The organism is Acinetobacter tibetensis, assembly GCF_023824315.1.
GTDB classification, from domain to species: Bacteria; Pseudomonadota; Gammaproteobacteria; order Pseudomonadales; family Moraxellaceae; genus Acinetobacter; species Acinetobacter tibetensis.
Genome location: NZ_CP098732.1, coordinates 88134 through 112348, shown reverse-complemented (window position 1 = coordinate 112348; position 24215 = coordinate 88134). Strand labels below are relative to the sequence as shown.

The following is a 24215-nucleotide window of genomic DNA, read 5'->3' as shown; positions in this document are numbered from 1 at the left end:
ACTCTAATCACAATTCTTGAATTAGCTCAACGACATGTTGAGTTGCATCGGGTTGAGCCTGTTGACGCGCTTTGACTGCCATTTCGGACAATAGTGAACGGTTCATTAACGGCACTAACAATTCTTTTAAACTTTCAGGGCTCATATTGGCTTGCGGACAAATTTTCGCAGCCCCAATATTCGCTAAGAACTTGGCATTGGCAGTTTGGTGGTCATCCACAGCACTGGGCAACGGTACAAATATAGCCGCGACGCCGGCTGTGGCAATTTCAGTCACAGTCAAAGCACCCGCACGACAGATAATGAGGTCTGCATTTGAATACGCTTGAGCCATATCCTCGATAAAAGGATGCACTTCAACGTCCAAATTCGCAGGTGCATTGGCATAACGTGCCTGTGTTGCTTCTGTATGGTTTTGACCACATTGATGATAGACACGAAGTGGCACATTTAATAGTTTTAACGCTTCGGGTACACATTCATTCAGTGCTTTCGCACCCAAAGAACCACCCACAATTAAAATGCGAAGCGGTTGATGGGCTTTTTCACGCTCTTGATAACGCCAAGATGGATTTAAAATTTCGGTAATTTCTTTACGTACAGGATTACCTGTGGTGACAATTTTGGCTTGTTCAGAAAATGTCTGCGGAAAAGCCTGACACACCGTGGTCGCAACACGCGATAGTTGCGTATTGGTAAACCCTGCGATGGCATTTTGCTCATGAATAAGTACAGGAATGCCCAAAACCCGTGCGGCCAAACCACCAGGCCCCGCGACGTAACCACCAAAACCAGCGACAGCATCAATATTCAACTGTTTCATATAGCGCATGGCGCTTAAGGTTGCTTTTAAAATTTTAAAAGGTGCCAATAATTTGCGTACCACACCATTGCCACGTACGCCTTGAATATCAATTTGGTAAATTGGAATATTTTGATTTTTTAATAAGCGATTTTCCATGCCTGTAGGTGTTGCCAACCAAGACACTTGTGTTCCTTGTTGTTGCAATTGTTTTGCAACGGCAAGTGCTGGAAAAACATGTCCACCAGTACCAGCGGCCATCATCATTACGCGTTTGGGCTTTGTTTGCTGTACATCAGTCACGGTCTAATTCTTCAGTTCAAAAAAATAGGCAAAAAATTCATTTAAGTTAACAATTGTAATCACAAACGCAGGGGCGCGAAAGTTTATTTACTTTGTTTCACCCAGCGTTTCATTGTTTTTTTCTTCAGTTTTGTAAGTTTAAACAAGTTTTATTATTAATCTAGTATAAAAAACCGCTATCTTTGTTAAAAACCGCAAATCGCTTGTATTTTTGGAAAGATCTTTCGCTTAGATTTTGAGCCTATAGCGTACTGCACAATCCTCAACCACACGCATGTGATTGAGGTATTGAGTATATTCAAATTTACTTAAACGCTTGGGCGACCTGCCTCTAATACGGCAAATAAATCATCCGCAATTTGAGTCCCAAATTGGTTATCAATTTCACGAATACAGGTTGGGCTAGTCACATTAATTTCCGTCACATAATTGCCAATGACATCTAGACCGACAAAAATCAGACCTTTCTCACGTAAGAAAGGACCCACTTTTTCTGCAATGCTACGGTCATTTTCGGTCAATGGACGGGCTTCACCCAAGCCACCTGCAGCCAAGTTACCTCGAACTTCACCATTTTGTGGAATTCGCGCCAAGCAATACGGTACAGGCTCACCATTGATCATCAAAATACGCTTATCTCCTTCGACAATTTCAGGAATATAACGCTGTGCCATAATCGGCTGAGTACCATGGTTGGTTAAGATTTCAATGGTTGAGCCAATATTTACCCCGTCTTGATAGAGGCGGAAAATTCCCATGCCGCCCATACCATCAAGCGGTTTTACAATCACATCGCCTTGTTCTTTAATAAATTCACGAATTAAACCTTGCTGCGAAGTGACCAATGTCGGGACTTGCAGTTCTGGAAACTGGGTGGCAAATAGTTTCTCATTACAGTCACGCAGGCTTTGTGGTTTGTTAATAATCCACGCCCCTTCTCGTTCTGCTTGCTCTAAAATATAGGTGGTATAGACAAAGTTCATATCAAATGGCGGGTCTTTACGCATCAACACCACGTCATACGCCGCGATGGATTCTTTCTGCTTTTCACCCAATTCATAATAATGATTGTAATCTTCAAACACCTTTAAAGGCGCAATTAAACCAAACGCTTTACCCTGCTCGATATATAAATCCTGTTGTAATGCATAACCCAGTTCATGCCCGCGGCGGCTTGCCGCCCACAACATGGCCATAGTTGAGTCTTTTTTCAAATTGACACTTTCAATGGGGTCCATCACAACAAGTACGCGCATAATCAAAACTCTTGTTTAAAGATATAATCAGCTAGGAGTATAACGGAGATTATTCGGTTCTATTTCTGAATTTCAATTTTCGCTTATGGATAATTTTGTATAACTTCATTTAGGTTTCCGCTATGCAACAAGCCATTATGGGTTTTCATTTAGATGATGAACAGCATTGGGTAGCAGATTTAGCCTGCGGACATACTCAACATGTCCGCCACACTCCGCCTTGGCAAAATCGACCTTGGGTGATGACTGAACAAGGACGGAAAGAGAAATTAGGCGTGATGCTGGAGTGTAAAAAATGTGATGAGAAAGATTTCGTAGATGAGATTTTATGTTAAATAAAAAAAGCCAATCTTATAAAGATTGGCTTTTTAATATCTGGATTGGTAGCGGGAGCTGGATTTGAACCAACGACCTTCGGGTTATGAGCCCGACGAGCTACCAGACTGCTCCATCCCGCATCAATGGAAGCCGTTATACGTTACTTATATGAACCAAGTCAAAGAAAACTGAATATTTATCGTTTAATAGCTTATTAAGTAAACTAATTAGGTTAATTCAAAAGCTGTTGGGTCATTCAAGCTTACGGATTGGCCTTGGAGAACATTTTCATAGGTTTCTTTTAGATATTCTACTGTTGAAGAGTCTGGTAAAAAACGCAATGTTGATGCTGCAACATACTCATTTGATAATTCAAAAGATTTCCAACGTCTATTTAATTGTTCTGCAACATATCCAGTCGTATTTGAACCGCCGAATATATCAACAACTAAATCACCCTCATCCGTTAGCATTTTAATAAAGAATTCAGGAAGCTTACTTGGGAATCTTGCTGGGTGTGCTTTTATACCGATTTGTTTACAACGTCTTAGATAAAGTGATGTAGCCTCAGAATTTGGTATTTGTAAGAGGTTTGGTGGAATCGAGCCGCCATTATCTTTACCAAAGCTTTTACCAATATTATGCCCAGAAGGTCTTTCTTTTGCTTCATAAAATTTTTCTGGATCTTCAATCAGCTTCTTCATTCTATCGCTATATGGTGCGAGAACTTTTGTAATATCGGATTTAGGAAACTCAGTTTTACTAAACCACCAAACAGTATTTACAGAATCTTTTACACGTAACTTTCGTTTATTGACCCATTCAATAGGGCTAGGAAGTTTAGAAGGATTAAACCAATAAAAATCCTCTGCTAAATGGAAACCTACTTCATCAACTAATTTAATTAAAACTCGGAAGTTATAAAGGCTGCGAACGGGGACACCTTTCATGTAGGCACCACCAAAATCTACAACAAAGCTTCCATCTTGCTTTAATTTCTTTTTTACAAGTACAGCAAATTGAGTAAACCAATCAATATATTCGGCTTGATCTTCATTACCATAAGCTTTTTTACGTTGTAGGGCAAAAGGAGGGCTAGTCATGACTAAATTAATACTTTCATCTTCTAAAGTTTCAAGAAGTTCAAGTGAATTACCTATATAACTTTCACCAAGCTCGGTGATATATGCAGGTTTTTGAAATTCAGCCATTAAGTAGTCCTGAAAAAATAAAGTGAGTATGTTAGCACATGGGTACTTTAAATTTAGCAAAACATAAATAAAAAAAGATGACTTTAGTCATCCTTACTAAAGATAGCATTTCAAAATATATTTTATTATAAATGCTATCTTTAGTCGGTCGAAATATATTGATCTAACGATGATTATTTATTCCACAAATATCAGTTAATTAATGTGGATTTAAGTAATGATTGAAGAGATTTTTGCTAGAAATTTAAAGAAAATAAGAGATCACAAGAATCTATCTCAAGAAGAATTAGCTGAGAAATGTGGTTTAGATAGAACATACATTGGAATATTGGAAAGAAGAGAAAAAATTCCAACACTTACCACAGTTGAAAAGTGTGCAAATGCGCTAGGTGTTTCAGTTTGCGATTTATTATCAGATGAAGTGTATTTGAATAGTTTTGATGATGATAAAGCTGTTTTGAATGCCATTTGGCCTTTTATTCGTAAATATCAAGATCTCGCAACGAAAAATGGTATCAATGACATTTTTCAAGATAATGGAGGGAAACTCCTACAAGTGCTTTTAGAGCTGGATTTAACAGTTCTTGAAGGACGTGAGGGTAATGATGCAAAAGATGCAACTGGTCAAGAATATGAACTGAAATCTTTAAATGTGGAGTTGGTGAAAGGGTTTTCTACTCACCATCATATGAACCCAACAATTATTGCAAAATATCGTCAAGTACCTTGGATTTTTGCAATTTATAGAAATATTGAATTGCAGGCAATTTATCGTTTAGAGCCAGATGATCTGGAAGAAATGTATGTAAAATGGGAAGAAAAATGGCATAGAGATGGCGGAAAAGACATTAATAATCCGAAGATTCCATTAAAGTATGTAATGGAAAAAGGAACTCAAGTTAGTGGCAATGCTCCAGTTATTCCTTCCAAAATGAAGAAAAAACAAACTTTAGAGAATGAGTCATTGGTTGATGGTGGATTTAGCCCAGATAATGATTAGATTGAGGCAATAAAAAAGCCCGACATCCTGTCGGGCTTTTTCGTATTGGGTGTTTAGGTATAACACCTGTCGTACCTCACGTCCTGGTGTCGCACTTATCATTATTGTTTTATGTGTTGGAACATCCTGTTCTCTATGTCCCCATCATATGAAAAATCCCCATAGTGGCCTAGACGCAATGGTCCCTAATTCATGTCAGCCTGAGCGTACAGGATTGCTCAAAACTTACCCCAAGGTTTATCCGCAGAAATTGCGGATAGTTTCGGGACTGGATCTATTGAGTTATCAGGGAAAAAGCGAAATATGAGCGTTTTTTGATCGATTTTATTGGCTGAAAGTGACAAATTCGTTCAATAAAAAGCCGATTTGTTTCAAAATCGGCTTTTTGTGCATTTTTTGGTTAGGGTGAAATTTTTAAGTACTTGATATTTATATTCATATACAAGTGTACTTCGTATAACGGCCATTATGTTAAATAGACTAATCAAGCTGCCCTTGGAAGATGCTAAATAAGACTACACTTTCATTGAAAATAGTGTGCAACAAAAACAAAAGAATCTTCATTTTATTAAAAATTATTTGTCAAAAATAAGAGAGATAAATAAAAATTTACGCACCCCAAAATAAAAATAAAAATGGACAATTTCATTGTAAATCTTTTTTTTCTTAGAAAAATATATACTAAGAAAATAGACAAAATTAAAGTGCTAAGACTTAAATATAAAAACCAGTTTGACAAAGGCTCCTCCAAATTTAAAAATCTGTTCTCCAAACAACAGCATATGGAATTATAATACTTAATAAAAAGTATAAACCGATATGAAAACTTATTAATGGGAGAAGGAGAATAAGAAGAATGTTACCCACTAAAAATAGTAGGAACATCACAAAGAATGGGGCTTGTGTAGTGTTAAAATTATTAATAGCTACATTATATGAAACGACGTTTAAACCAATCCCAATTAAAAAATAAAAAAAATAAACATAAATTGGCAAATTTGTCATATAGATATAATTAAGTACCACAGCTTTAGCCTCTCTAATCATCTCAGGTAACCATATTTTATAGTTTTTAAAGTTTTCCTAAAATTAACATAATACACGTTATACGCAATTTTTGAAGTTTTATTATAAATATCAATATCTTAGTTAAATCCGTTCTTGGGTTCAGCACACTAGAGCGGCTTTTTCATGATTATTCACGTTCCACGACTATGATTCAACCCATGTTTTACAAATTTAATTAGATCTACTCAACAATTTAATCCACTGATAAATAAAAAAGGAAGCCATCGCTTCCTTTTTTCAATTCAATATAGACTTAGATGCCATATTTCATACGGTAGGCTTCCATTTTCGCCAAGGCTTCACTTTCACCTTTGGCATCTAAATAATTCATTAAATCTTTCATGGTAATTAAGGCATGTACAGGAATTTCCAATTCTTTTTGCACTTCCTGAATCGCAGATAATTCACCCTGACCTTTTTCTTGACGGTCTAAAGCCACCAATACACCTGCGATTTGTGCACCCGCATTTTTTAGAATCGTGACCACTTCACGAATCGCTGTTCCTGCGGTAATCACATCATCAATGATCCAGACTTTTTTGCCTGCAACCGATGCACCGACCAACACACCACCTTCACCGTGGTCTTTCGCTTCTTTACGGTTAAAGCCCCATGGCACGCTCACGCCATGATTTTGCGACAATGCTACAGCCGTTGCTGCGACAAAAGGAATCCCTTTATATGCAGGACCAAACACCACTTCAACGTGATCACACTGGGTTAATTTATCTGCATAACCTGAAGCCAACAAAGATAAGGCCTCACCATCATTCAATAAACCTGCATTAAAAAAATAAGGACTCACTCGGCCTGATTTTAAAGTAAACTCACCAAATTTAAGCACACCACGTGATAAAGCGAGTTCGATAAATGCTTGTGGGTTAAATTGAGCTGGCGTTGACATGAGGTGCTCCGAAATTCATACATTGAGGTTATGACTGCGCATGATACCAAAGAGTAGCTACCCAAGTGATCAAAAAATTTTACGAGTGGTTTCAATTAACGTAAATGGCTTACGTTCATCAGTGACCAAAGGCTTATTGGAATGGTTAGAAAAGTCCGATGCCGATGTGGTGTGCATGCAAGAAAGTCGCATCACCCATGCACAATGGACAGATAAATTTAAACCTGAAGGCTGGTACACACATTTATTCCCTGCGGAACGCGCGGGTTATGCAGGCACGGCCATTTATAGCCGTTTACCCTTTGTGTCTGTAACAGATGGTTTAGGTTTTGAACTGGCCGACTCTCAAGGGCGCTTTATCAGTGCGGAATTCGATTTAGGTTTAGATCACCCCGTACATATTTGCTCTTTGTATTTACCTTCAGGTTCGTCAGGTGACGAAGCACAAGCACGCAAAGATCATTTTTTAGAAAATTATCAACAGATTCTCAAACAATGGCGTGCTGAAAATAAATCGATCATCGTGTGTGGTGACTACAATATTGTGCATAAGCGCATTGATATTAAAAACTGGTCAGGCAATCAAAAATCTTCAGGTTGCTTACCGCATGAACGTGCTTGGCTCGATCATATTTATGATGAACTGGGTTATGTCGATACTTTCCGCGAAGTACGCAAAGAAGCTGAACTTTATTCTTGGTGGTCGAATCGTGGACAGGCCCGCGCCAAGAACGTGGGTTGGCGTATTGATTACCAAGCCTGCTCACCTGACTGGAAGTCACGCACAGTCAATGCTTGGGTCTATAAAGATGAATGGTTTAGTGACCATGCACCCGTCATTATTGACTATCAAATTTAAGTAATTTTCGTATTTGAGTGAACAAATGTTCACTCAATATTATCTTTTTGCTCACAACACATGACGTATTTGTGGTCTTTTTATCCTAGGTCAGAAACGGCATCATAGCGGCACGGCACAGGGACATGTCAGGATGACAGCAAAGGGATAGGAAGCCGTAGGATGGAATAAAACACAACTCATTTTGAGTTTGTTTTCAAGGATGTGACAATGGACGTTGTAATGAGACCCGCATAATCAGGATGATTAAATGCGGGTTTTCTCTTTTTTATTGCTTATTTTTATTTAAGCGCTGATGTTCTGATTGTTTTAACATTCTTGTTCTTCATGAACATAGCATGCCAAGTTTAGATTGCAATTCGATGACAATCCTCATGGCATTAGTATCTTTCGCCTAATTTTCCTGCACTGCTAGAGAAAGCGGATTTTTTTGTTTACCCTATGCTCAATCATTATCTTCAGGAATATATTCTGCATGCTTAAAATTTATGGCATTAAAAACTGTAGCTCTATGAAAAAAGCTTTTGATCTATTGAATGAACTGGGCTTGGCCTATGAATTTCATGATTATAAAAAACAAGGGATTGATGCCGAAACGCTTAAAGTCTGGTTGGAACACGTCGGGCAAGCGCTTATCTTAAATAAGAAAGGGACTACTTGGCGTAAACTCACTGAAGCGGAACAACAGTTTGCTCTGGCTTCACAAGACCAATTAATCGAAATGCTGATGGCACAGCCTAGTTTAATCAAGCGCCCTGTTTTACAGACTGCTCAAGGATATATGGTCGGTTTTGATGAAGCCGCCTATCGAGAAATTTCGGCTTAAAGCACCAATTTTGATTATAAAAAAAGCCTGATTATCTATCAGGCTTTTTCACATCTCGTTAGTGTTTTAGTTGACGCGAACCCAAGTTTGGTTACGCCCTAATACAGCTACACCCAAATAACCACGAAGCTCAAGCTTTTTGCCACCTGAAGTCAATTCACCTTTCAAGCTATAGGTTTTGCCATTTTTCGGGTCTAAAATCGTACCCTCATCATATTTCGTGCCACCGGCATTTTTCAGACCACGAACAATGGTTAGACCTTTCAGTGATTTGTTGTGATATGGACCTTCACATTTACTGCAGGCATTTTCTTCGCCCGGCGTTAAAATGCTTTGAATACTGGCAGTCAAAACACCATTTTTTTGCTCAGTAAATTTCACAACCGCACGCGGTTGTTTGGTTTTATCATCAATGGTTTTCCAAACTGTACCATTTAACGGATCAGCCGCATTGGCAAGTACTGTGAATCCTAGCAATCCTAATGCAAGTGCAATCTTTTTCATTTTTTTTGATTTCCCTAGTCTGTTCTGTAGACGTCTTTCAGTATTGTAAAGCCACAACAAATTTGCAATTCTTGAATGTGACTGTTTAGTGTACCCTTCTCATTATTGTGGGTAAATAGACCACTATTTAGGCATAATTTATAACAAAATGGAACAACCATGAAGATTTCAGCACCGTGGAAACAATTCATTACAGAAAGCCTTTTAAAAACGACCATCCGCACGCCTAGCCAATACAATCTTCCCCCGAATATACTGCGACATGGCTTAGAACAACTCTGTAAACTTTTTCCGACTCAGGCAGATGTCCAAGTTCGCACTTTACGTTTAGGGCAATTTCATGCTGAAGAGCTTAAACCACAAAAGGAATCTACCCAGCTCATTTTTCATATTCATGGTGGCGTTTTTTTTCTCGGCTCACTTAAAACGCATCGTGCATTTTTAAGTCAGATTGCAGCACGAACACAAATGCAGGTTTTGCATGTCGATTATCCGCTCTCACCAGAACATCCTTTCCCAGAAGCAATTGATGCTTTATTTGAGATGTATTTAAATTTGCTGGATCAAGGCATTCTAGCCAAAGATATTATTTTATCGGGTGATTCTTGTGGCGCAAACCTTGCAGTTGCTTTAGCGATTAAAATCCGCCAAGCACAACTCGAACAGGTCAGTGGCTTAATTTTACTTTCGCCATTTTTAGATTTAACGCTAACCAGTGAATCACTGCGCTTTAACCAAAAACATGATGCTTTGCTCTCTATAGAAGCCTTAGAAGCAGGGATTGATTACTACTTACCGGCAGACATCGATCGTGGTGATCCACGCGTCTCGCCTTTATTCGATGATTTGACGGGTTTACCTCCGACACTGATTCAGGTCGGTTCTAAAGAAATTTTAATGGATGATGGACAACGCTTTCAGCAACAAGCCGAAGCGGCTGGTGTTAAAGTCGAATTTAAAATTTATACGGGAATGTGGCACAATTTCCAAATGTTCAGCGCTTGGTTTGCAGAAGCACAGCAAGCTTTAGCCGATTTAGCCGCATTCGCGCACCGCCTAGATAAAAATTAAATTGCCATAAAAAAGGTCAGCACATGCTGACCTTTTCGTTTCTAAATCTTCAAGCTTAGATGAGTTTAACCTGTGCCAAAGCGGCTTCAATGGCTTTATTTTTCAGTTCTTCACCCATGTTGACACCTTCAGCACGCACGACATCTACCTGCTCGACACCTGTAAAGTTAAACACAGTTTTCAAAAAGCCTTCTTGGAAATCTGCTGGACTATTGTCACCATAGACACCGCCACGACTGCTAGCAATATAGACCTGTTTATTGCCAGCCAAACCTACAGGGCCATTTTCAGTGTATTTAAAGGTTTTACCTGCAACACTAATACGATCAATCCATGCTTTTAAGGTTGAAGCCAAACCAAAGTTGTACATGGCTGCACCAACAACGACCACATCTGCTGCTAAATACTGCTGGATGATCTGTTCGCCTAAAGCCGCTTGCTCAGCATTTTGCCCCATTAAGATTTCCGCAGTTAAATGTGGAATCGGCTGTGCTGCCAAATCCAAATACTCAACCTGTACATTGTCATGCTTCGCTTGTAATTGCTCAACAATCGCTTGGCTCAACTGGCGAGAAACAGATGCTGTACCTAAAATACTTGAATCGATATGTAAAACTTTCATGATGCTGCCCTAATTTTTGCTCTCTTGGAATGGAATCAAGTTTACATCATCTATAAAAATAGAATAATCACATATATCAATACACTACATTCTATTTTTAGAACAAGCTTAAATCTCCCTGAAAAAAGGAAATGTAAAGCAATCAAAATATTGTTTAAAATTCATGCTATTGTTAGCAAAAACAATTCTCGCTTTAAAACAACAAAGGAACTGTTGATGTCGAGGGAATAAAAATCAATGACGACAAAATCACCTTCCCCATTTACTGCATCGCCTCAACATAGGCTCAAGGAAATTTTGCTTGAATATGGGGTAATCATGAACTGGAATACATTGAATAAATGTATTCTGATGTTAATTTTAGGCTGTGTGATCCATCTGGTTTGGATACTCTGGAAAATTTTTATTTGGTTGAACCCCAGCCTATGGAGTATGACCAATTTAGGACTAGTTAAACAACAAATTGTACTGAATCTAATTTTTATCGTCGTGCTCAGTAGCCTGATTTATCCTTGTGTTTACTGGCAACACAAAGCTTGGGTCAAACGTTTTTTGCCTTATATCACCGTGTGGTGTTTTATTACCTCTTTATGCCGAGATGCCTATTTAATTGGTACACTCAGCCCTGCAACCTTAAGCTCCTTTGTCAGTTTACTCACGGTAGGTTTGGTATTATTACCGCGCTCAATTGTCTATAGCGCATTAATTCCTTCAACCTTATATTTATTTGTCTGTGGTTATTTAAGTTTACATGGCATCTTGCCTTATGCCCCCATTTTTAATTTACCCAATGATGCCTACGCCAATTCATTTTGGGTCGGCAGCATGCTGTATTTCATTACCCCTGTGGTGATGATTTGTCTGATCTTATTTGAAATTCTACTCAGTCAATGGCGCAATCGTGAACAGCTCATTCAACAACTCAGCAGAATTGATCCGCTGACCAATACTTATAATCGACGTAGTCTGAATCAATATTTAGAGCACATACAGCGTAAGAAAAATCAAAATTATGCCTTGGTCTTGCTTGATCTGGATCATTTTAAGTCTATTAATGACTGCCATGGGCATCATAAAGGCGATGAAGCCTTGATTCTGGTCGGACAACTGCTCAAACAGCATTTACGTGAGAGTGATGTCGTGGGACGTTTTGGAGGAGAAGAATTTTTATTGCTGTTGTATCACACCACACTTGAACAGGCGCAACACACGGCGGAACGCTGTCGCGCCGCAATTGAACATTTAGAATTGAAGGACGATCATGGCAGCCGTATTGCGCTGACTGCCAGTTTCGGGATTTCAACTGCTCCATCGCCTTTAACACCCTTTCAGTTACTGACCCAAGCCGATAAAGCCTTATACTCAGCCAAAGCATCAGGGCGTAATCAGGTGCATATTTTCCAAGCGCAAACGGAAAATGTGGCGTCGATCAGCTAGCTTTCTTTGTTCTCACTTACTCAGCTTCGGTTTGATACGCTTCTAAATAATTCACCCAACGCCCTTCCAACATGGCCGCTTCAACCCAAGCGTGTACCGCTGGATGTTGTAATATGTTTTGCATATAACGCTGACTCGATGCAGACACAGGTAAAGCATAGGTTTGAAATCGCATCACGACAGGCGCATAAAATGCATCGGCAATACTGAACGCTCCACATAGGAAAGCATCGGGATCGGGACGTTCTGCCCAAATTTGCTCAATGCGTGCTACATCCTGTCTTAACTCGCTATCTTCAGCCCAAAGCCGCTGACCCACGTCTGCCAATTGTGCCCGAATATTCATGCCACATAGCGTTCTTAATTGGGTAAAGCCACTGTGCATTTCTGCACTGATACTTCTGGCTCTGGCACGTTGCGCTTTATCCTTGGGCCAAAGCGCATACTCAGGATATTGCTCTGCCAAATATTCACAAATGGCCAAAGAATCCCAAATTTTTAACTCTTGATCATACAAAATCGGGACTTTGGCATTGGCTGAAATGGCCAATAATTTTTGCTTAAATACTCCAATCGAGCGTTCCCGATCAAAATAAATCATGTGCTCTTGAAAGGGAATTTCAAAGGCCTTGAGCACCAACCAAGGACGCATCGACCAACTGGAATAGTTTTTATTGGCAATATAAAGTTCTAACATGATTAAGGTCCTAGATCTTGTCCGAATTGTTTTAATTGTTGCAACAGCTCAGCTTCGCTAAATGCCCCTGTTAAACGGAGTCCACGAACTTCCTGTTGTTGAGCATTTAAAAATAAATAGGTCGGCGGACCTAAAATATCCCATTGATTTAATAATTGTTGATGACTGGCATCATAATGACTTAAATCCAGCTTAATCAGCGTGTATGGACTGAGTGCTTGCTGTACTTGAGCTGACTTTAAAATGCGATGTTCAATTGGTTGACATGCCACGCACCAATCCGCATAAACATCAATCACAATAGCGCGATCTTTCGGAGCTTGTGCCAAAATTTGCTGAAACTCTGCGGCAGTTTGCGCTACATGCCACTGCATCTGTTGCTGCCCTTGTTTCACGAAGAAACGTTGACTTTGCTGATACTGGCTATACAGCACATAAGGAACCACCAACAGCAAAATCACGAGATACAATGGGCGTAAAGGCGATTGTTGCCATAGGGCACGATACAGCGCATAACCGATAAAGCTGAGACCCAATAACAGACTTAAACCCTGCATCCAGCCTTCTGAGAGCAAGGGGCGAATGAAATAAAGTGCTAAGGCCAACATCAGAAAGGCAAATAACACCTTAATCTGGTTCATCCATAAACCTGCTTTTGGCAAGGCTTTAGCCCCGAGAATACTGGCCAACAATAAAGGTAGGCCCATACCAAAACCCAGAGTGAATAACAGCAAAGCACCTTGCCACTGATTCTGAGTTTGAGAAATAAATAGCAAAGCGCCTGCCAGTGGTGCTGTCATACAAGGACCGACCAGCAAAGCTGAAATCATCCCCATAACTGCCGCGCCAATCAGACTCCCGCCTTTCTGCATCGACTGCCAATGGTCTAAACGATGCACCATCGCTTGGGGCAAACGTAATTCAAACAGTCCAAATAAATTGAGCGCAAACACCACGAACAATAAGCTAAATGCAATTAAGGTTGAGGGCTGTTGTAACCAACGCTGAAAGTTCAAACCTGCCGAAGAGGCGACCAAGCCCAACACCGCATAGACCATGGCCATACTGCACACAAACACCAAAGCAATCATCCATGCTTTAACTCCGCGCCGATCACGTACAATCAAGGAGCTGAGAATCGGGATCATGGGTAAAGAACAAGGGGTAAATGCCAACAAAATACCCAAGCCTAAAAACAGCAATAAGCCATAAATCGGTGAGCGTTCTGCCAATTGTGTAGACCAATGTTGATCCTGTGCCGTTTGTTGTGTAGGCGCTGAAAGTTTCTGATCCAAGGCATCTGGATTTTCAGCAGAAAGAGTATTGCTATTCGCGCTTAAATCTAACAACCTTTTGGGAGCGACCGTTTGGTTCTGTAAGGCCACCAAACCATCTGCGTCTGTTTTAAATTCAATGACTTGTGGGGGATAACAAATACGGTCTTTGGCACAACCTTGCCAAGTCACTTGATACGTTTGCGAAGCCTGCGTTGGCACCTTAAATTGCACTTGCTGATAATAGACTTGCGTTTGACCATAGTTATCATCATGCAAGTCCTCTGCCTTTGGCAGTTTTAAGGGCAAAATATGTTGCCCCTGACGCACCTCAAATTTGTGCTGATACAGATAATAATGTTCAGGGATATTCCAATGTAACTGCACTTCCTGTGCAGAAACCGATTCTATTTGAATTGGAAAAGCCTCTTCAGCGGATAGCAATGACGACTGTGCATGCAATAGTGTTGAACAAAAGAACAAAAGACTACTACATAGTAAGAGCATACTGCGTGCATAAGATTTTGAAAGCAGCAGAGACTTTTCCATAAACAAGAGTGGCACCGCCTTAGAATAAGTATGAAACGCCTAGACCTGATTGATAACTTTTATCTGCACCACTGAGTACGACACCAACACTGGCATCGAACTGGGTACGGTCATTCAATGCATACATGACCCCCGAACCCAGTGAGTACTCATAATCTTGGCTTTCCGCCTTGCGGTATACAAATTCAGAAAAACCAGACCATTTATCGGAAAGCTTATAACCAATGGTAGGTACAGCCGTCACAGCCCAGTCCCCATCTTGAACTTCATAACGCATGGTAATGGACGTGTCGACCAAATCACTTTGCTTATACGAAACGACAGTCGCCAAGGCATAAATATCATCATGCGCGGTAAAGCCATCATTGCCAGTTGCTAACACTGCTTCCAAAAGCACAGCCATGGCCAAGTTGTCATCATTCAGATCAATTGCACTTTTTAAACCAATGCTAACATCACCTAAACCGTCTTCATCAACCGTTTTACCCGCTTGCTTAACCTGACTCCATGACGGGCCTTGCCAACCCAGTTGTAATTCTAAGTTATGTGCAATCCCCGTACGAAGTAGCATGTCGGCATTCAGCGTGGTCGTTTTTTGCTGCACACCATTGACCGTACTTTCTTCATAGTTTGCGCTCGGTAAACCTTGTTCCCAAGCCAGTTGCCCAACAGGGGTAATACCTGTGCCAATGCCTGAACCTGGACGTTCAAACGAAAATTCCGTGGCAAAAACTGGCGATGCCACAGCAAGCGTCAGTACTAAGACACCATATTGTTGTAAATTTTTCATAATTTGCCTCAGTGATTAAGCCAATTCTTTCGACATTTTTGCACCCTGACTACGCAATAGCTCTAGGGTTTGACGTTCTTCAGGCAAAGCTTCGCCCCAATTAATTTCATCAAAGTCGCAATCAAAAAATAAATCACTAATTGAAGATAAAATCGTCAGCCCTTGCTCATCACGGGTATTGGGGTCAACCTTGATTGCCAACAAACGCTGCACAGCAGGTACACACGCTGAACTTGCTGCATCCCAAAGTGGGCCATACAACTCTTCGCTATCCCATAAATGAAAATTAGCTTTGGCTTGAATTAAGGCTTCCAAAATATCCAAATGAACGGCTAATTCTTGCTGTTTTTGTTCTTCGCTGAGCCCTTGACCTGCTTCATAGGCTTCGCTGACATGTTCCCACCATTGAAATAAACCATCCGACCACACTGAAACTGCAGGTCCTTTTTCAGCATCAATAAAGTTTGGATCTAAACCACCAGCCAAAAGATGTTGTACTTGTGGCAGGTCTAATTCTTCTATCGCCTGCACAAAGACTTGTTGTTGTGCTGTTAACATGGAACATTCTCTTTCATCAATTTTAGAATATTATGCCGAATTCTCGGTGTTTTGTTTTATGTAAATGTATATCTAAAGTTTTTAATTCATATAAAAAAAGCCCCGCAGGGCTTTTTTTCGATTATAGGCTCAATCAGAGCACTTCATCTTCTTCATCATCAATCACATCTTTGTCTCCATCAGCATATTCTAATGGCCCACCTCGGGGATTTTCTCTTTTTTCAAACACATGCTCAAGACTGCGTTTCAAACGCTCCATAGCGCCATGAAAGGCGGTATCCACGTTATGAGCTTTATGATTCACAACCACAGGTTTTAATCCTGCTGGACGTGCTTCAATCATACACTTAATGTCATCATCGCCGCCTTTTACGCCATTTTCATCACTTAAATGCACTGAAAAATGGGTAATACGTTCACTATGACGTTGAAATTCTTGATTCAGTTCTGCACGCACATAACTAATTAAACGATCATTATTTTGAATGTTTTTATCTGTACGGATTTCAATGTTCATAATCTCATCCTCTTTATTTATCTGAATCTTTTTTGTGCAAAACTTTTCTATCTTGGCACGCTTGTAACTTGCTGTTTACACAGCTTTCGAACATCTTTAATCAATTTTGGAACCAATCTCCTCATTGAAATGATGAACACTTTTGAGTCTGCAGAATCGTGTCCTTGTCCTTTGAATATCGGGCTTAACTCAAAAATATGCAAGTGCTATTTTAAAAAAATTATCAAAAGGATAACCAATTGTGACAACTCCTTACTTGCATGGTCAAGAACTCATCAACTCGATACGTACCGCACCCTATTCCCATGATTTAATTGGCTGTCATGGTCAAATTCCTGATGCTGCATGGCCAAATCAGGCCCGTATTGCAGTGAGTTTGTCCTGAATTATGAAGAAGGTGGAGAAAACCACATCGAGCATGGAGATGCAGGTTCGGAACAGTTGTTATCAGAAATTTTTGGCGCTGTGAGCTTCCCTGATAAACAGATGTCGATGGACTCGGTGTATGAATATGGTTCTCGGGTGGGATTCTGGCGTATTCATGAAGAATTCCAGTGTCGTCAGCTTCCCATAAGCATTTTGGGTATGGGCATGGCATTAATTCGCAATCCTTATATCGTTGAGGTCATTCAAGCAGCGTAGTAGTGGTCTTGTCTGGGCAACGCTGGATAGCCATGATATGAAATTCAGTGCTGCCAATGGTTTTAGTACCAGTGAGCAATTTTCCAAGATTTAAAAGATTCTTTTGCTGTTTTATATGCTGAAGGGGAACATCGTCCTAAAATGCTCTCGATGGGTATGCATTGTTGCTTGCTTGGTCGTCTAGGGCGCTTTAAAGCCTGACAAAAATTTTTAGATTATATTCAATCACATGAACAAGTCTGAATCTGCTGGCGTGACGATATTGCGCAACATCGGTATCAACAACATCCACCGACGACATAAATACAGCAAGCCTATTGGTAATGTTGAACCTGCCCTACACCAAAGCATATGAACTGAGCGTAAATTCATTGGGATATAGGCATTTGCGTCAACTACACTGTATTCATAAGTTTTATTGCATAATCGTGCCTTAAAGATTGTTCACCTCAGTGAACAATAGAATACCGCCCGACTTCCCTCCTTATATATGTTCTCACTCGACTCAAAGCTCCCCATAATTGACCATTCAGTTAATTATTTTTCACAGAGTTGGTGCAAATCTTTGTCTTATAAAACTTTTATGTTGCTGAATAAACACCAAATAAATTTAAATTATGTTTTTGCACTCTCAAAAAACCAATAAAACATATACCATTTGATAAAAATATGAATATTTTCAATGACATTGGTTAGCGTTTTTTCACCTACTTTTCAATGGCTGTTTTTTTAAATTATTGGTCAAATTTGGCTTTATTTTTGCTAAAGAATCTGTATCCTTTATACGCTTTCTCGGGGGAGATATTTTTAATGAAACTGACTCAAATTGCGGCAACCTGTGCATTGGCTACTGCAGCGACTTTTACTCAAGCAGCGCCAATCTGGCAAGATTTTAGTATCACGGGTTTATATGGTGAAGATTACCAACTGATTGCACGTGAAGACAAGCAAAGTACGGTAACTTTTGAATATGCAGCAAAATTGCAATACGGTGATTTTTTCGCTTTTGCTGACCGTACCAATAACGATGTGAGTGGCAACGAAACTTATTTCGAAGTTTCACCGCGTTTGAGCCTTGGTGCAGTCTCTGGTCAAAAACTTGAGCTTGGACCCATTAAAGATGTATTGGTTGCAACCACTTGGGAAGGTGGCGAAGGCTTCAATAACTACTTATATGGTATTGGTGTCGATTTGGCGATTCCATATTTCCAATATGCGCAAGTTAACCTTTACAAAGTAGACAACTACAAAAACACACCTGACGATTACCAAATGACTTTGGTTTACGGTGTGCCATTTAAAGTCGGTTCAGAAGACTTCTTGGTTGATGGCTTCTTAGACTGGTCTACTGCTGAAGAAGATGGTCATGCGAGCGAAATGAACTGGACCACACAGTGGAAATGGAATGTAGGTAAACACATTTCTCCAAATACACGCTTATACCTTGGTACCGAATGGTCTGTGTGGAACAACAAATACAGTATTAAAGGTAAAGACGAAAATAACGTCAGCGCTTTAATTAAATACCATTTCTAAGGATTTAATTAACGCTAAAAAAGCAAGACACTGGTCTTGCTTTTTTTATGGCTAAATGAAAAGTTCCATAGTTTAAATTAAGCGTTTTGGACGTAAATTCTCTGCAATGAGACTGATCACCGCATGATTTTGTTGCATGGCATTTCGATAAAAGCTTTTTAATTGGGTTAACAATAAGGTCAATTCAGCTTGATCCAACTCAGCCGTGTTATTCCCTAATAACTGAGCAATATCGGAAGTAGGACGGTGTTGCCGACAGTACTTTTGCAAATCTTCTGTGCTGATTTGTTCGAGTGCCTGTGTTAATTCCATGACATGAACCGCAGGGTTATAACGTGCAACAGGTTTTAATTTTGGATGTTCTGAAAGGGGATATTCTGCATAAATTAAATCATGCAAACTCAAACTTGCTGAACTATGTTGGCTCAAGACCTGATCTAACACAGGCCACAGTTTCCCCAAATCAATTTGCTGCTGTAAGTTTGGTGCATGTTCTATATCCTTCATGTTGTAGGCATCAAGCATCAAGTTTTCTAAATCATTCGGGGCAATGCTAAAAAGAAACGCGTCCATGATGAGCACCTTCTTATATTTATTGAAATTAGCTTAGCTCGATTTACACGGCAAAACACTCGGTAAAATGTGTCAATTCAACAGTAGTTTGTAACCTAAGAAGCCAACAATTTTATTTCTGTTTGTCTTATTCAAAACTCGCTGTATCGACACAGGCCATTTCGCTACAACTATTTGGAGATTTCAATTCCTACGGTTTGCCGTAGAATAATCCTGACTCTATTCTTCTATTTGAATAACAATGAATATTTTTAAAATTTTAGCACTTGGCTGCACAATGAGCGTCTTTCTATCATTTTCCAGCACTCAGGCTGCGGAATGGAACTATGAACAAGAATTACAGCAAGGCTGTGGCAAACTGAAACAATACGCCCGATTGGGTAAGCAATATTATGACCAAAAACAATATGCCAAAGCCTTAACCCAATTTGAAGATCAGGCGGCTTGGTCACATTTTTGCCAAATCAATGCCGAAGAGAGTGGTGTCAATGTCACAGATCGTGAGATCGAAATCGCCAACAATAATGTCGGGCTGACCTATGCCAAACTGGGCAAACCCCTTTGGGCACGGGCATGGTTTCTACGTAACCCCGATTCGAAAATGAGCCAGTTTAATTTGTCCCAATTGCCCAAACTGCAACAATCAACATCATTGGCAGGAACTTATGTGGCAAAAAATGGGTTCGGACAATGGGACACCATCACCGTAAAGAAACTAAAAAATGCTTATCAAATTGAATTTGAAGGCTACTACTTCGGTTTACGCGGTCTAATTTATGGACCAAACCTCGGCAGTTTTGATGTAGAAATGCCTTTAAATCAGAAACATGCTGTATACCATTATGAAGATTGTCAGATTGATTTAACGTTTGCCATGCACCCGCAGCAGGGACAGCAAATTGTGGTGGAAGAACAGCAAAATACATCAGGCTGTGGCTTTGGGCATAATGTTTCGGCCAGTGGTACGTATCTGAAAGTGGAAGCTAAATAACCTATATCTTTTTCTCTATAATTTTTTTGAGGGTAATAAAATGGCGAAATTCTTAAATACCAGTGCAACTAATTTTTTTCTAGAAGAATTAATAAAAAATGCCAAAGAACGTTTGATTCTGATTAGTCCCTATTTGAGGCTCAATGATCGTATTAAAGAATTACTCGAAGATAAGAACCGCTTAAAAATTGATATTCGTATTATTTATGGCAAAAGTGATTTGCATCCTGATGAAATTAAATGGATGCAACAACTGGATTATGTTCGAATTAGTTTTTGTAAAAATTTACATGCTAAATGCTATCTCAATGAAGAGACCTGTATTGTTTCAAGCTTAAACCTTTATGAGTTTAGCCAAGTCAATAATAATGAGATGGGCATTTTAATTTCGAAAAATGATGATATCCAAGTTTTTAAAGATGCTTATGAAGAAGCGCAAAGAATTATTCGAATTAGCGATGAAGTTCGAATTTCTTTAGATGAAGTAAAATCCGAACAAACCAAAGCTGAGACTAGCCAAGAAGATTCAGATCACTTGACTAAACTTACCTCTTCTAAATTAGCTGCAAAACATAAAATCAAGACAGGTGATCTTTTAGAAATTTTTGTCGAGAAAGGGCTATTGCAATTAAATGAAAATGGTAAACATTATTTAACTGAACAAGGTAAAGCTGTAGGTGGAGAATTCAGACCAAGCCAATATGGCGGTTATTTTTTATGGTCGGAAAATATGAGTATTTAATTAGAATTAAAACCTCTTAAACTACCCAAATAGCTTAAGAGGTTATTTTTTAAATCGCCAATTGCTGTTGCTGTCCACCCGATCAATCCCCTCCACGGCGATGCTTCCTTTCATTCAGTATAGGAAAAATGTCATACGGATATTCAGGTACTTTTTGGGTTTTCGCACCAGAGAACTTCGCCATGCCAATTAAAATATTTTCTTCTACGGTTAAGGTCGAAAAAATATCACGTCCTTGTGGGACATAAGCCAAACCCGCACGTCCTCGATGTTCAGGACTCAATTGAGAAATGTCTTTGCCATCCAATAAAATTTGTCCCGACTTGATGGGTAATATCCCCACTTTAATGGTATCGCCACTGGCTGAGGGTGCTTTGGCTTCGAATGCGGCTGTTTCGGATTTTTCTGCAGGTTTTGAACAACCTGTTAATGCCATACTCCCTACTATCGCTGCGGCCAAAAGGGTTTGGCTCAATAATTTTGTTGGAACATCTTCAATGCTCCAAGCATTTTATGTTTTTGGTTACGTCCGCCCTGAGTATTCAATCCCCATTGATAGTTGCTTAATGTATTGTTTTTATGATATTAATTTTTAAAATTTAATTTATTAATCTTGTATACATCATTGCATACAAAAATGCTTGCCGACCTAAAATGATGAAAATTTATCCATCTTTCCATCATAGGATTTGTTGATAAAGAAATGATTTTGATTTTTAAAATAGGTTCACTTTTCTTGCCAATATTGTTCTAAAGCTTCCAAGATATCTGGATAGTGATAAACCTCATCGGGTTCATCCAGTAAGAACAAAAGATAAGATCTGACAGCAGAGCGCTGTTTAGCATTGAATAAGCTGAATTTTCTGTCCGTATGAGGACCTAGTCGTGTTAGCGTAAAAATTAAGTCAAATCTATACTCATCATTTAAACTTGCCAATAAAAAGGCAGGCAAATGAAACAACATGCCCTGAGCATCAAAAAAAGATAGGCTGCTGTGACAGTGATTCAAATCATCAATCGAGATATTTTTCCAATTCAATTTTTCATCTTTAGCACGATAAGCCAAGCACTCTGCTTGGCTGGCATAATCATCTATCCCTTGTGCCTCATACAAGCCAATACCCTCTTGTAAGGTGACTCCAGCAAAAGCACTACAAATCTTTTGTTTCACTTGGTCTAACTCTTGCCAGCGTGGCAAGAGTTCTTCAGCTTCTACAATTGTGACCAGATCATAGCCCTTGTTACGCATTTGCTGAATATCATCGGGTGAAGTACTTTCTCATCAGACTGCAATATCCGCCAGATTGCCCTTTTGTTCTAACCACTGCTTACGGTCACCCGAACGCTTCTTGGCCAACAACTTATCCAACAAACTCGTGGTTAAATGACTATCGTCCAAATCTAATTGCACCAGACGACGGGTGTTCGGGTCCATTGTCGTTTCACGCAATTGGCTGGCATTCATCTCACCCAAGCCTTTAAAGCGAGTAATTTGCGGATTTTTGGTTTTGGCTTTTTTCAGAATTGACTCGAGTTCTTCTTCATCCAAGGCATAATGCACGTCTTTGCCGTCATCGATACGGAACAAAGGTGGCATCGCCACATATAAATGTCCTTCTTCAACCAAGGTGAGGAAATGTTTCACAAACAGCGCACACAACAGTGTGGCAATGTGCAGACCATCTGAATCGGCATCCGCCAAGATACAAATCTTGCCGTAACGCAATTCGGATAAATCATCGCTGCCTGGATCAACCCCGATCGCAATCGCGATATCATGCACTTCTTGGGAAGCAAGCACCTCATCGGAAGAGACCTCCCAAGTATTTAAAATCTTGCCGCGAATTGGCATGATGGCTTGGAAATTTTTATCCCGTGCCTGTTTGGCTGAACCGCCCGCAGAATCTCCTTCCACAATAAACAGTTCTGAATCTTCTCGGGTTTGCCCGACGCAATCCGCCAATTTACCCGGCAAAGCAGGTCCCGATACGATTCTCTTACGTTCCACTTTTTTCGCAGCTTTTAAACGACGACCGGCTTTGGAAATCGCCATTTCTGCCAGTTGCATAGCAATTTCAGAATGCTGGTTCAACCACAATGCAAAAGCATCCTTAGCAATATTTTGTACAATACCCGCAGCTTCACGACTGGAAAGTCGCTCTTTGGTTTGTCCTGAAAATTGCGGTTCTTGGAATTTCAGCGACAAAATATAGTTCACGCCATCCCAAACATCTTCTGCAGACAGTTTCAAGTTACGCGGCAATAGGTTACGTAGCTCACAGAACTCACGTAAAGCATCGGTGACCCCTGAACGCAAGCCGTTGACATGCGTTCCGCCTTGCGCCGTTGGAATCAAGTTGACATAGCTTTCCTGAATTTGCTCACCACCTTCTGCATTCCAGCAAATGGCAAATTCTGCACTGGCACGTTCAGCATCCCCAGTAGCGACAAATGCAGGTGCAGGCACAATTTCACGGTCTTCCAGTTCGTCCATTAAATAATCGACCAAACCATTTTCAAATTGCCATTCGATTTTTTCGTCGTTGATTTCATCGACATAAATAATCTGTAGCCCTGCCGCTAAAACCGCCTTGGCTTTTAAATTATGTTTCAGCGCTTTAAGGGCAAATTTAGGAGAATCAAAATATTTCGTTTCTGGCCAAAAATGCACCAAGGTCCCTGTGGCCCGTTTCGGGGCTTTGCCCTCTAACACCGTCAAAGGTGCAACAGGTTCACCCTGCTCGAATGCCATTTGGTAGAGGTTACCTTGACGCTGAACTTCCACTTCGACACGGGTCGATAAAGCGTTCACGACAGAAATGCCTACACCATGTAACCCTCCAGAAAACTGGTAGTTATCGGTACTGAATTTTCCGCCTGCATGCAATTTGGTTAAAATAATTTCAATCCCGCTTTGCCCATATTCAGGATGAATATCCACGGGCATTCCACGGCCATTGTCCGCAACAGCCAAGGAGCCATCTTTATATACCGTCACCGTAATTTTATTGGCATGCCCCGCCAGTGCTTCGTCCACCGCATTATCAATGACTTCCTGAGCCAAATGGTTCGGACGAGACGTATCGGTATACATTCCGGGACGACGACGGACAGGGTCCAAACCAGATAAAACTTCAAGCGATTGAGCGGTATATTGAGACACGT

General features: G+C 40.1%; 23 protein-coding genes, 1 tRNA gene and 2 pseudogenes. 10 read left to right on the top strand and 16 right to left on the bottom strand.

The annotated features are described in order from the left end of the window. Positions 1-7: 7 nt before the first annotated feature. Both murG and gshB read right to left on the bottom strand, forming a co-directional pair. Complete coding sequence (murG, locus tag M5E07_RS00540) at positions 8-1105, bottom strand: undecaprenyldiphospho-muramoylpentapeptide beta-N-acetylglucosaminyltransferase (RefSeq protein ID WP_116759136.1); 1098 nt, start codon at positions 1103-1105, stop codon at positions 8-10. Between the two features lie 308 nt (positions 1106-1413). After that, entirely contained in the window at positions 1414-2361 is a 948-nt protein-coding gene (gene gshB / locus M5E07_RS00535; protein WP_252220993.1) for a glutathione synthase, read from the bottom strand. Between the two features lie 122 nt (positions 2362-2483). On the opposite strand from gshB, the gene M5E07_RS00530 reads away from it, so the two are divergent. After that, a complete protein-coding gene (locus tag M5E07_RS00530) occupies positions 2484-2696 on the top strand; it encodes a DUF3565 domain-containing protein (protein ID WP_252220991.1) in 213 nt (70 codons plus the stop codon). 46 nt (positions 2697-2742) lie between these two features. Here M5E07_RS00530 and M5E07_RS00525 read toward each other — a convergent pair. Both M5E07_RS00525 and M5E07_RS00520 read right to left on the bottom strand, forming a co-directional pair. After that, a tRNA-Met gene (locus tag M5E07_RS00525) sits at positions 2743-2819 on the bottom strand. Positions 2820-2906: 87 nt separating this feature from the next. Further along, positions 2907-3890: a DNA-methyltransferase gene (locus M5E07_RS00520; protein WP_252220988.1), complete on the bottom strand. Its 984-nt coding sequence runs from the start codon at positions 3888-3890 to the stop codon at positions 2907-2909. A 217-nt stretch (positions 3891-4107) separates the two neighbouring features. Here M5E07_RS00520 and M5E07_RS00515 point away from each other — a divergent pair, with 217 nt between their 5' ends. After that, the gene (locus M5E07_RS00515; protein WP_252220986.1) at positions 4108-4890 is read left to right on the top strand and encodes a helix-turn-helix domain-containing protein; all 783 of its coding nucleotides are present in this window, start codon (positions 4108-4110) and stop codon (positions 4888-4890) included. A 1321-nt stretch (positions 4891-6211) separates the two neighbouring features. Here the strand turns inward: M5E07_RS00515 and pyrE are convergent. Further along, positions 6212-6862, bottom strand: a complete 651-nt coding sequence (gene pyrE / locus M5E07_RS00510) for an orotate phosphoribosyltransferase (protein WP_116759141.1) — start codon at positions 6860-6862, stop codon at positions 6212-6214. Positions 6863-6902: 40 nt separating this feature from the next. Here pyrE and M5E07_RS00505 point away from each other — a divergent pair, with 40 nt between their 5' ends. After that, a complete protein-coding gene (locus M5E07_RS00505) occupies positions 6903-7721 on the top strand; it encodes an exodeoxyribonuclease III (protein ID WP_116759142.1) in 819 nt (272 codons plus the stop codon). A gap of 475 nt (positions 7722-8196) precedes the next feature. After that, positions 8197-8547: an arsenate reductase gene (locus tag M5E07_RS00500; protein WP_252220984.1), complete on the top strand. Its 351-nt coding sequence runs from the start codon at positions 8197-8199 to the stop codon at positions 8545-8547. A gap of 66 nt (positions 8548-8613) precedes the next feature. On the opposite strand, the gene M5E07_RS00495 is transcribed toward M5E07_RS00500, so the two are convergent. Continuing rightward, positions 8614-9051, bottom strand: coding sequence for a DUF2147 domain-containing protein (locus M5E07_RS00495; RefSeq protein WP_116759144.1), 438 nt, complete (start codon positions 9049-9051; stop codon positions 8614-8616). 159 nt (positions 9052-9210) lie between these two features. Between M5E07_RS00495 and M5E07_RS00490 the strand changes: the two genes are divergently transcribed. Then, positions 9211-10122 (top strand): alpha/beta hydrolase, encoded by a 912-nt coding sequence (locus tag M5E07_RS00490; RefSeq protein WP_252220982.1) that lies wholly within the window; start codon positions 9211-9213, stop codon positions 10120-10122. 55 nt (positions 10123-10177) lie between these two features. On the opposite strand, the gene M5E07_RS00485 is transcribed toward M5E07_RS00490, so the two are convergent. After that, the gene (locus tag M5E07_RS00485; RefSeq protein ID WP_016168854.1) at positions 10178-10744 is read right to left on the bottom strand and encodes an FMN-dependent NADH-azoreductase; all 567 of its coding nucleotides are present in this window, start codon (positions 10742-10744) and stop codon (positions 10178-10180) included. 318 nt (positions 10745-11062) lie between these two features. Between M5E07_RS00485 and M5E07_RS00480 the strand changes: the two genes are divergently transcribed. Beyond that, entirely contained in the window at positions 11063-12181 is a 1119-nt protein-coding gene (locus M5E07_RS00480) for a GGDEF domain-containing protein (protein WP_252220980.1), read from the top strand. Positions 12182-12197: 16 nt separating this feature from the next. Here the strand turns inward: M5E07_RS00480 and M5E07_RS00475 are convergent, their stop codons facing one another. The 5 genes from M5E07_RS00475 to M5E07_RS00455 form a co-directional block, all read right to left on the bottom strand. Continuing rightward, the gene (locus tag M5E07_RS00475) at positions 12198-12878 is read right to left on the bottom strand and encodes a glutathione S-transferase family protein (protein WP_252220978.1); all 681 of its coding nucleotides are present in this window, start codon (positions 12876-12878) and stop codon (positions 12198-12200) included. A gap of 2 nt (positions 12879-12880) precedes the next feature. Beyond that, positions 12881-14701 carry a protein-disulfide reductase DsbD gene (gene dsbD / locus M5E07_RS00470; RefSeq protein ID WP_434087790.1) on the bottom strand — a complete coding sequence of 607 codons (1821 nt, stop codon included), beginning with the start codon at positions 14699-14701 and terminating at the stop codon, positions 12881-12883. 19 nt (positions 14702-14720) lie between these two features. After that, complete coding sequence (locus tag M5E07_RS00465; protein WP_252220973.1) at positions 14721-15491, bottom strand: transporter; 771 nt, start codon at positions 15489-15491, stop codon at positions 14721-14723. A 15-nt stretch (positions 15492-15506) separates the two neighbouring features. After that, positions 15507-16049, bottom strand: a complete 543-nt coding sequence (locus M5E07_RS00460; RefSeq protein WP_116759148.1) for an ankyrin repeat domain-containing protein — start codon at positions 16047-16049, stop codon at positions 15507-15509. 133 nt (positions 16050-16182) lie between these two features. Further along, positions 16183-16566, bottom strand: a complete 384-nt coding sequence (locus tag M5E07_RS00455) for an HPF/RaiA family ribosome-associated protein (RefSeq protein WP_116759149.1) — start codon at positions 16564-16566, stop codon at positions 16183-16185. Between the two features lie 241 nt (positions 16567-16807). Between M5E07_RS00455 and M5E07_RS00450 the strand changes: the two are divergent. Next, positions 16808-17451 (top strand): annotated as a pseudogene (locus M5E07_RS00450) (hypothetical protein). A gap of 567 nt (positions 17452-18018) precedes the next feature. Next, on the top strand, positions 18019-18744 hold the full coding sequence (locus M5E07_RS00445; protein WP_252220971.1) for an outer membrane protein OmpK: 726 nt from the start codon (positions 18019-18021) through the stop codon (positions 18742-18744). A gap of 72 nt (positions 18745-18816) precedes the next feature. Here M5E07_RS00445 and M5E07_RS00440 read toward each other — a convergent pair whose 3' ends face one another. After that, the gene (locus M5E07_RS00440) at positions 18817-19317 is read right to left on the bottom strand and encodes a DUF1877 family protein (protein ID WP_116759150.1); all 501 of its coding nucleotides are present in this window, start codon (positions 19315-19317) and stop codon (positions 18817-18819) included. Positions 19318-19594: 277 nt separating this feature from the next. Between M5E07_RS00440 and M5E07_RS00435 the strand changes: the two genes are divergently transcribed. Continuing rightward, positions 19595-20308 (top strand): hypothetical protein, encoded by a 714-nt coding sequence (locus M5E07_RS00435; protein ID WP_252220969.1) that lies wholly within the window; start codon positions 19595-19597, stop codon positions 20306-20308. 40 nt (positions 20309-20348) lie between these two features. Next, on the top strand, positions 20349-21050 hold the full coding sequence (locus tag M5E07_RS00430; protein ID WP_252220966.1) for a phospholipase D family protein: 702 nt from the start codon (positions 20349-20351) through the stop codon (positions 21048-21050). Between the two features lie 85 nt (positions 21051-21135). Here the strand turns inward: M5E07_RS00430 and M5E07_RS00425 are convergent. From M5E07_RS00425 to parE, 3 genes and pseudogenes are all read right to left on the bottom strand, one after another. Continuing rightward, a pseudogene (locus tag M5E07_RS00425) lies at positions 21136-21393 on the bottom strand (ABC transporter ATP-binding protein); the annotation flags it as partial. A gap of 384 nt (positions 21394-21777) precedes the next feature. Beyond that, positions 21778-22299 carry a DUF6714 family protein gene (locus tag M5E07_RS00415; RefSeq protein ID WP_252220964.1) on the bottom strand — a complete coding sequence of 174 codons (522 nt, stop codon included), beginning with the start codon at positions 22297-22299 and terminating at the stop codon, positions 21778-21780. A 33-nt stretch (positions 22300-22332) separates the two neighbouring features. Then, positions 22333-24213 carry a DNA topoisomerase IV subunit B gene (gene parE / locus M5E07_RS00410; RefSeq protein ID WP_252220962.1) on the bottom strand — a complete coding sequence of 627 codons (1881 nt, stop codon included), beginning with the start codon at positions 24211-24213 and terminating at the stop codon, positions 22333-22335. Positions 24214-24215: the final 2 nt, after the last annotated feature.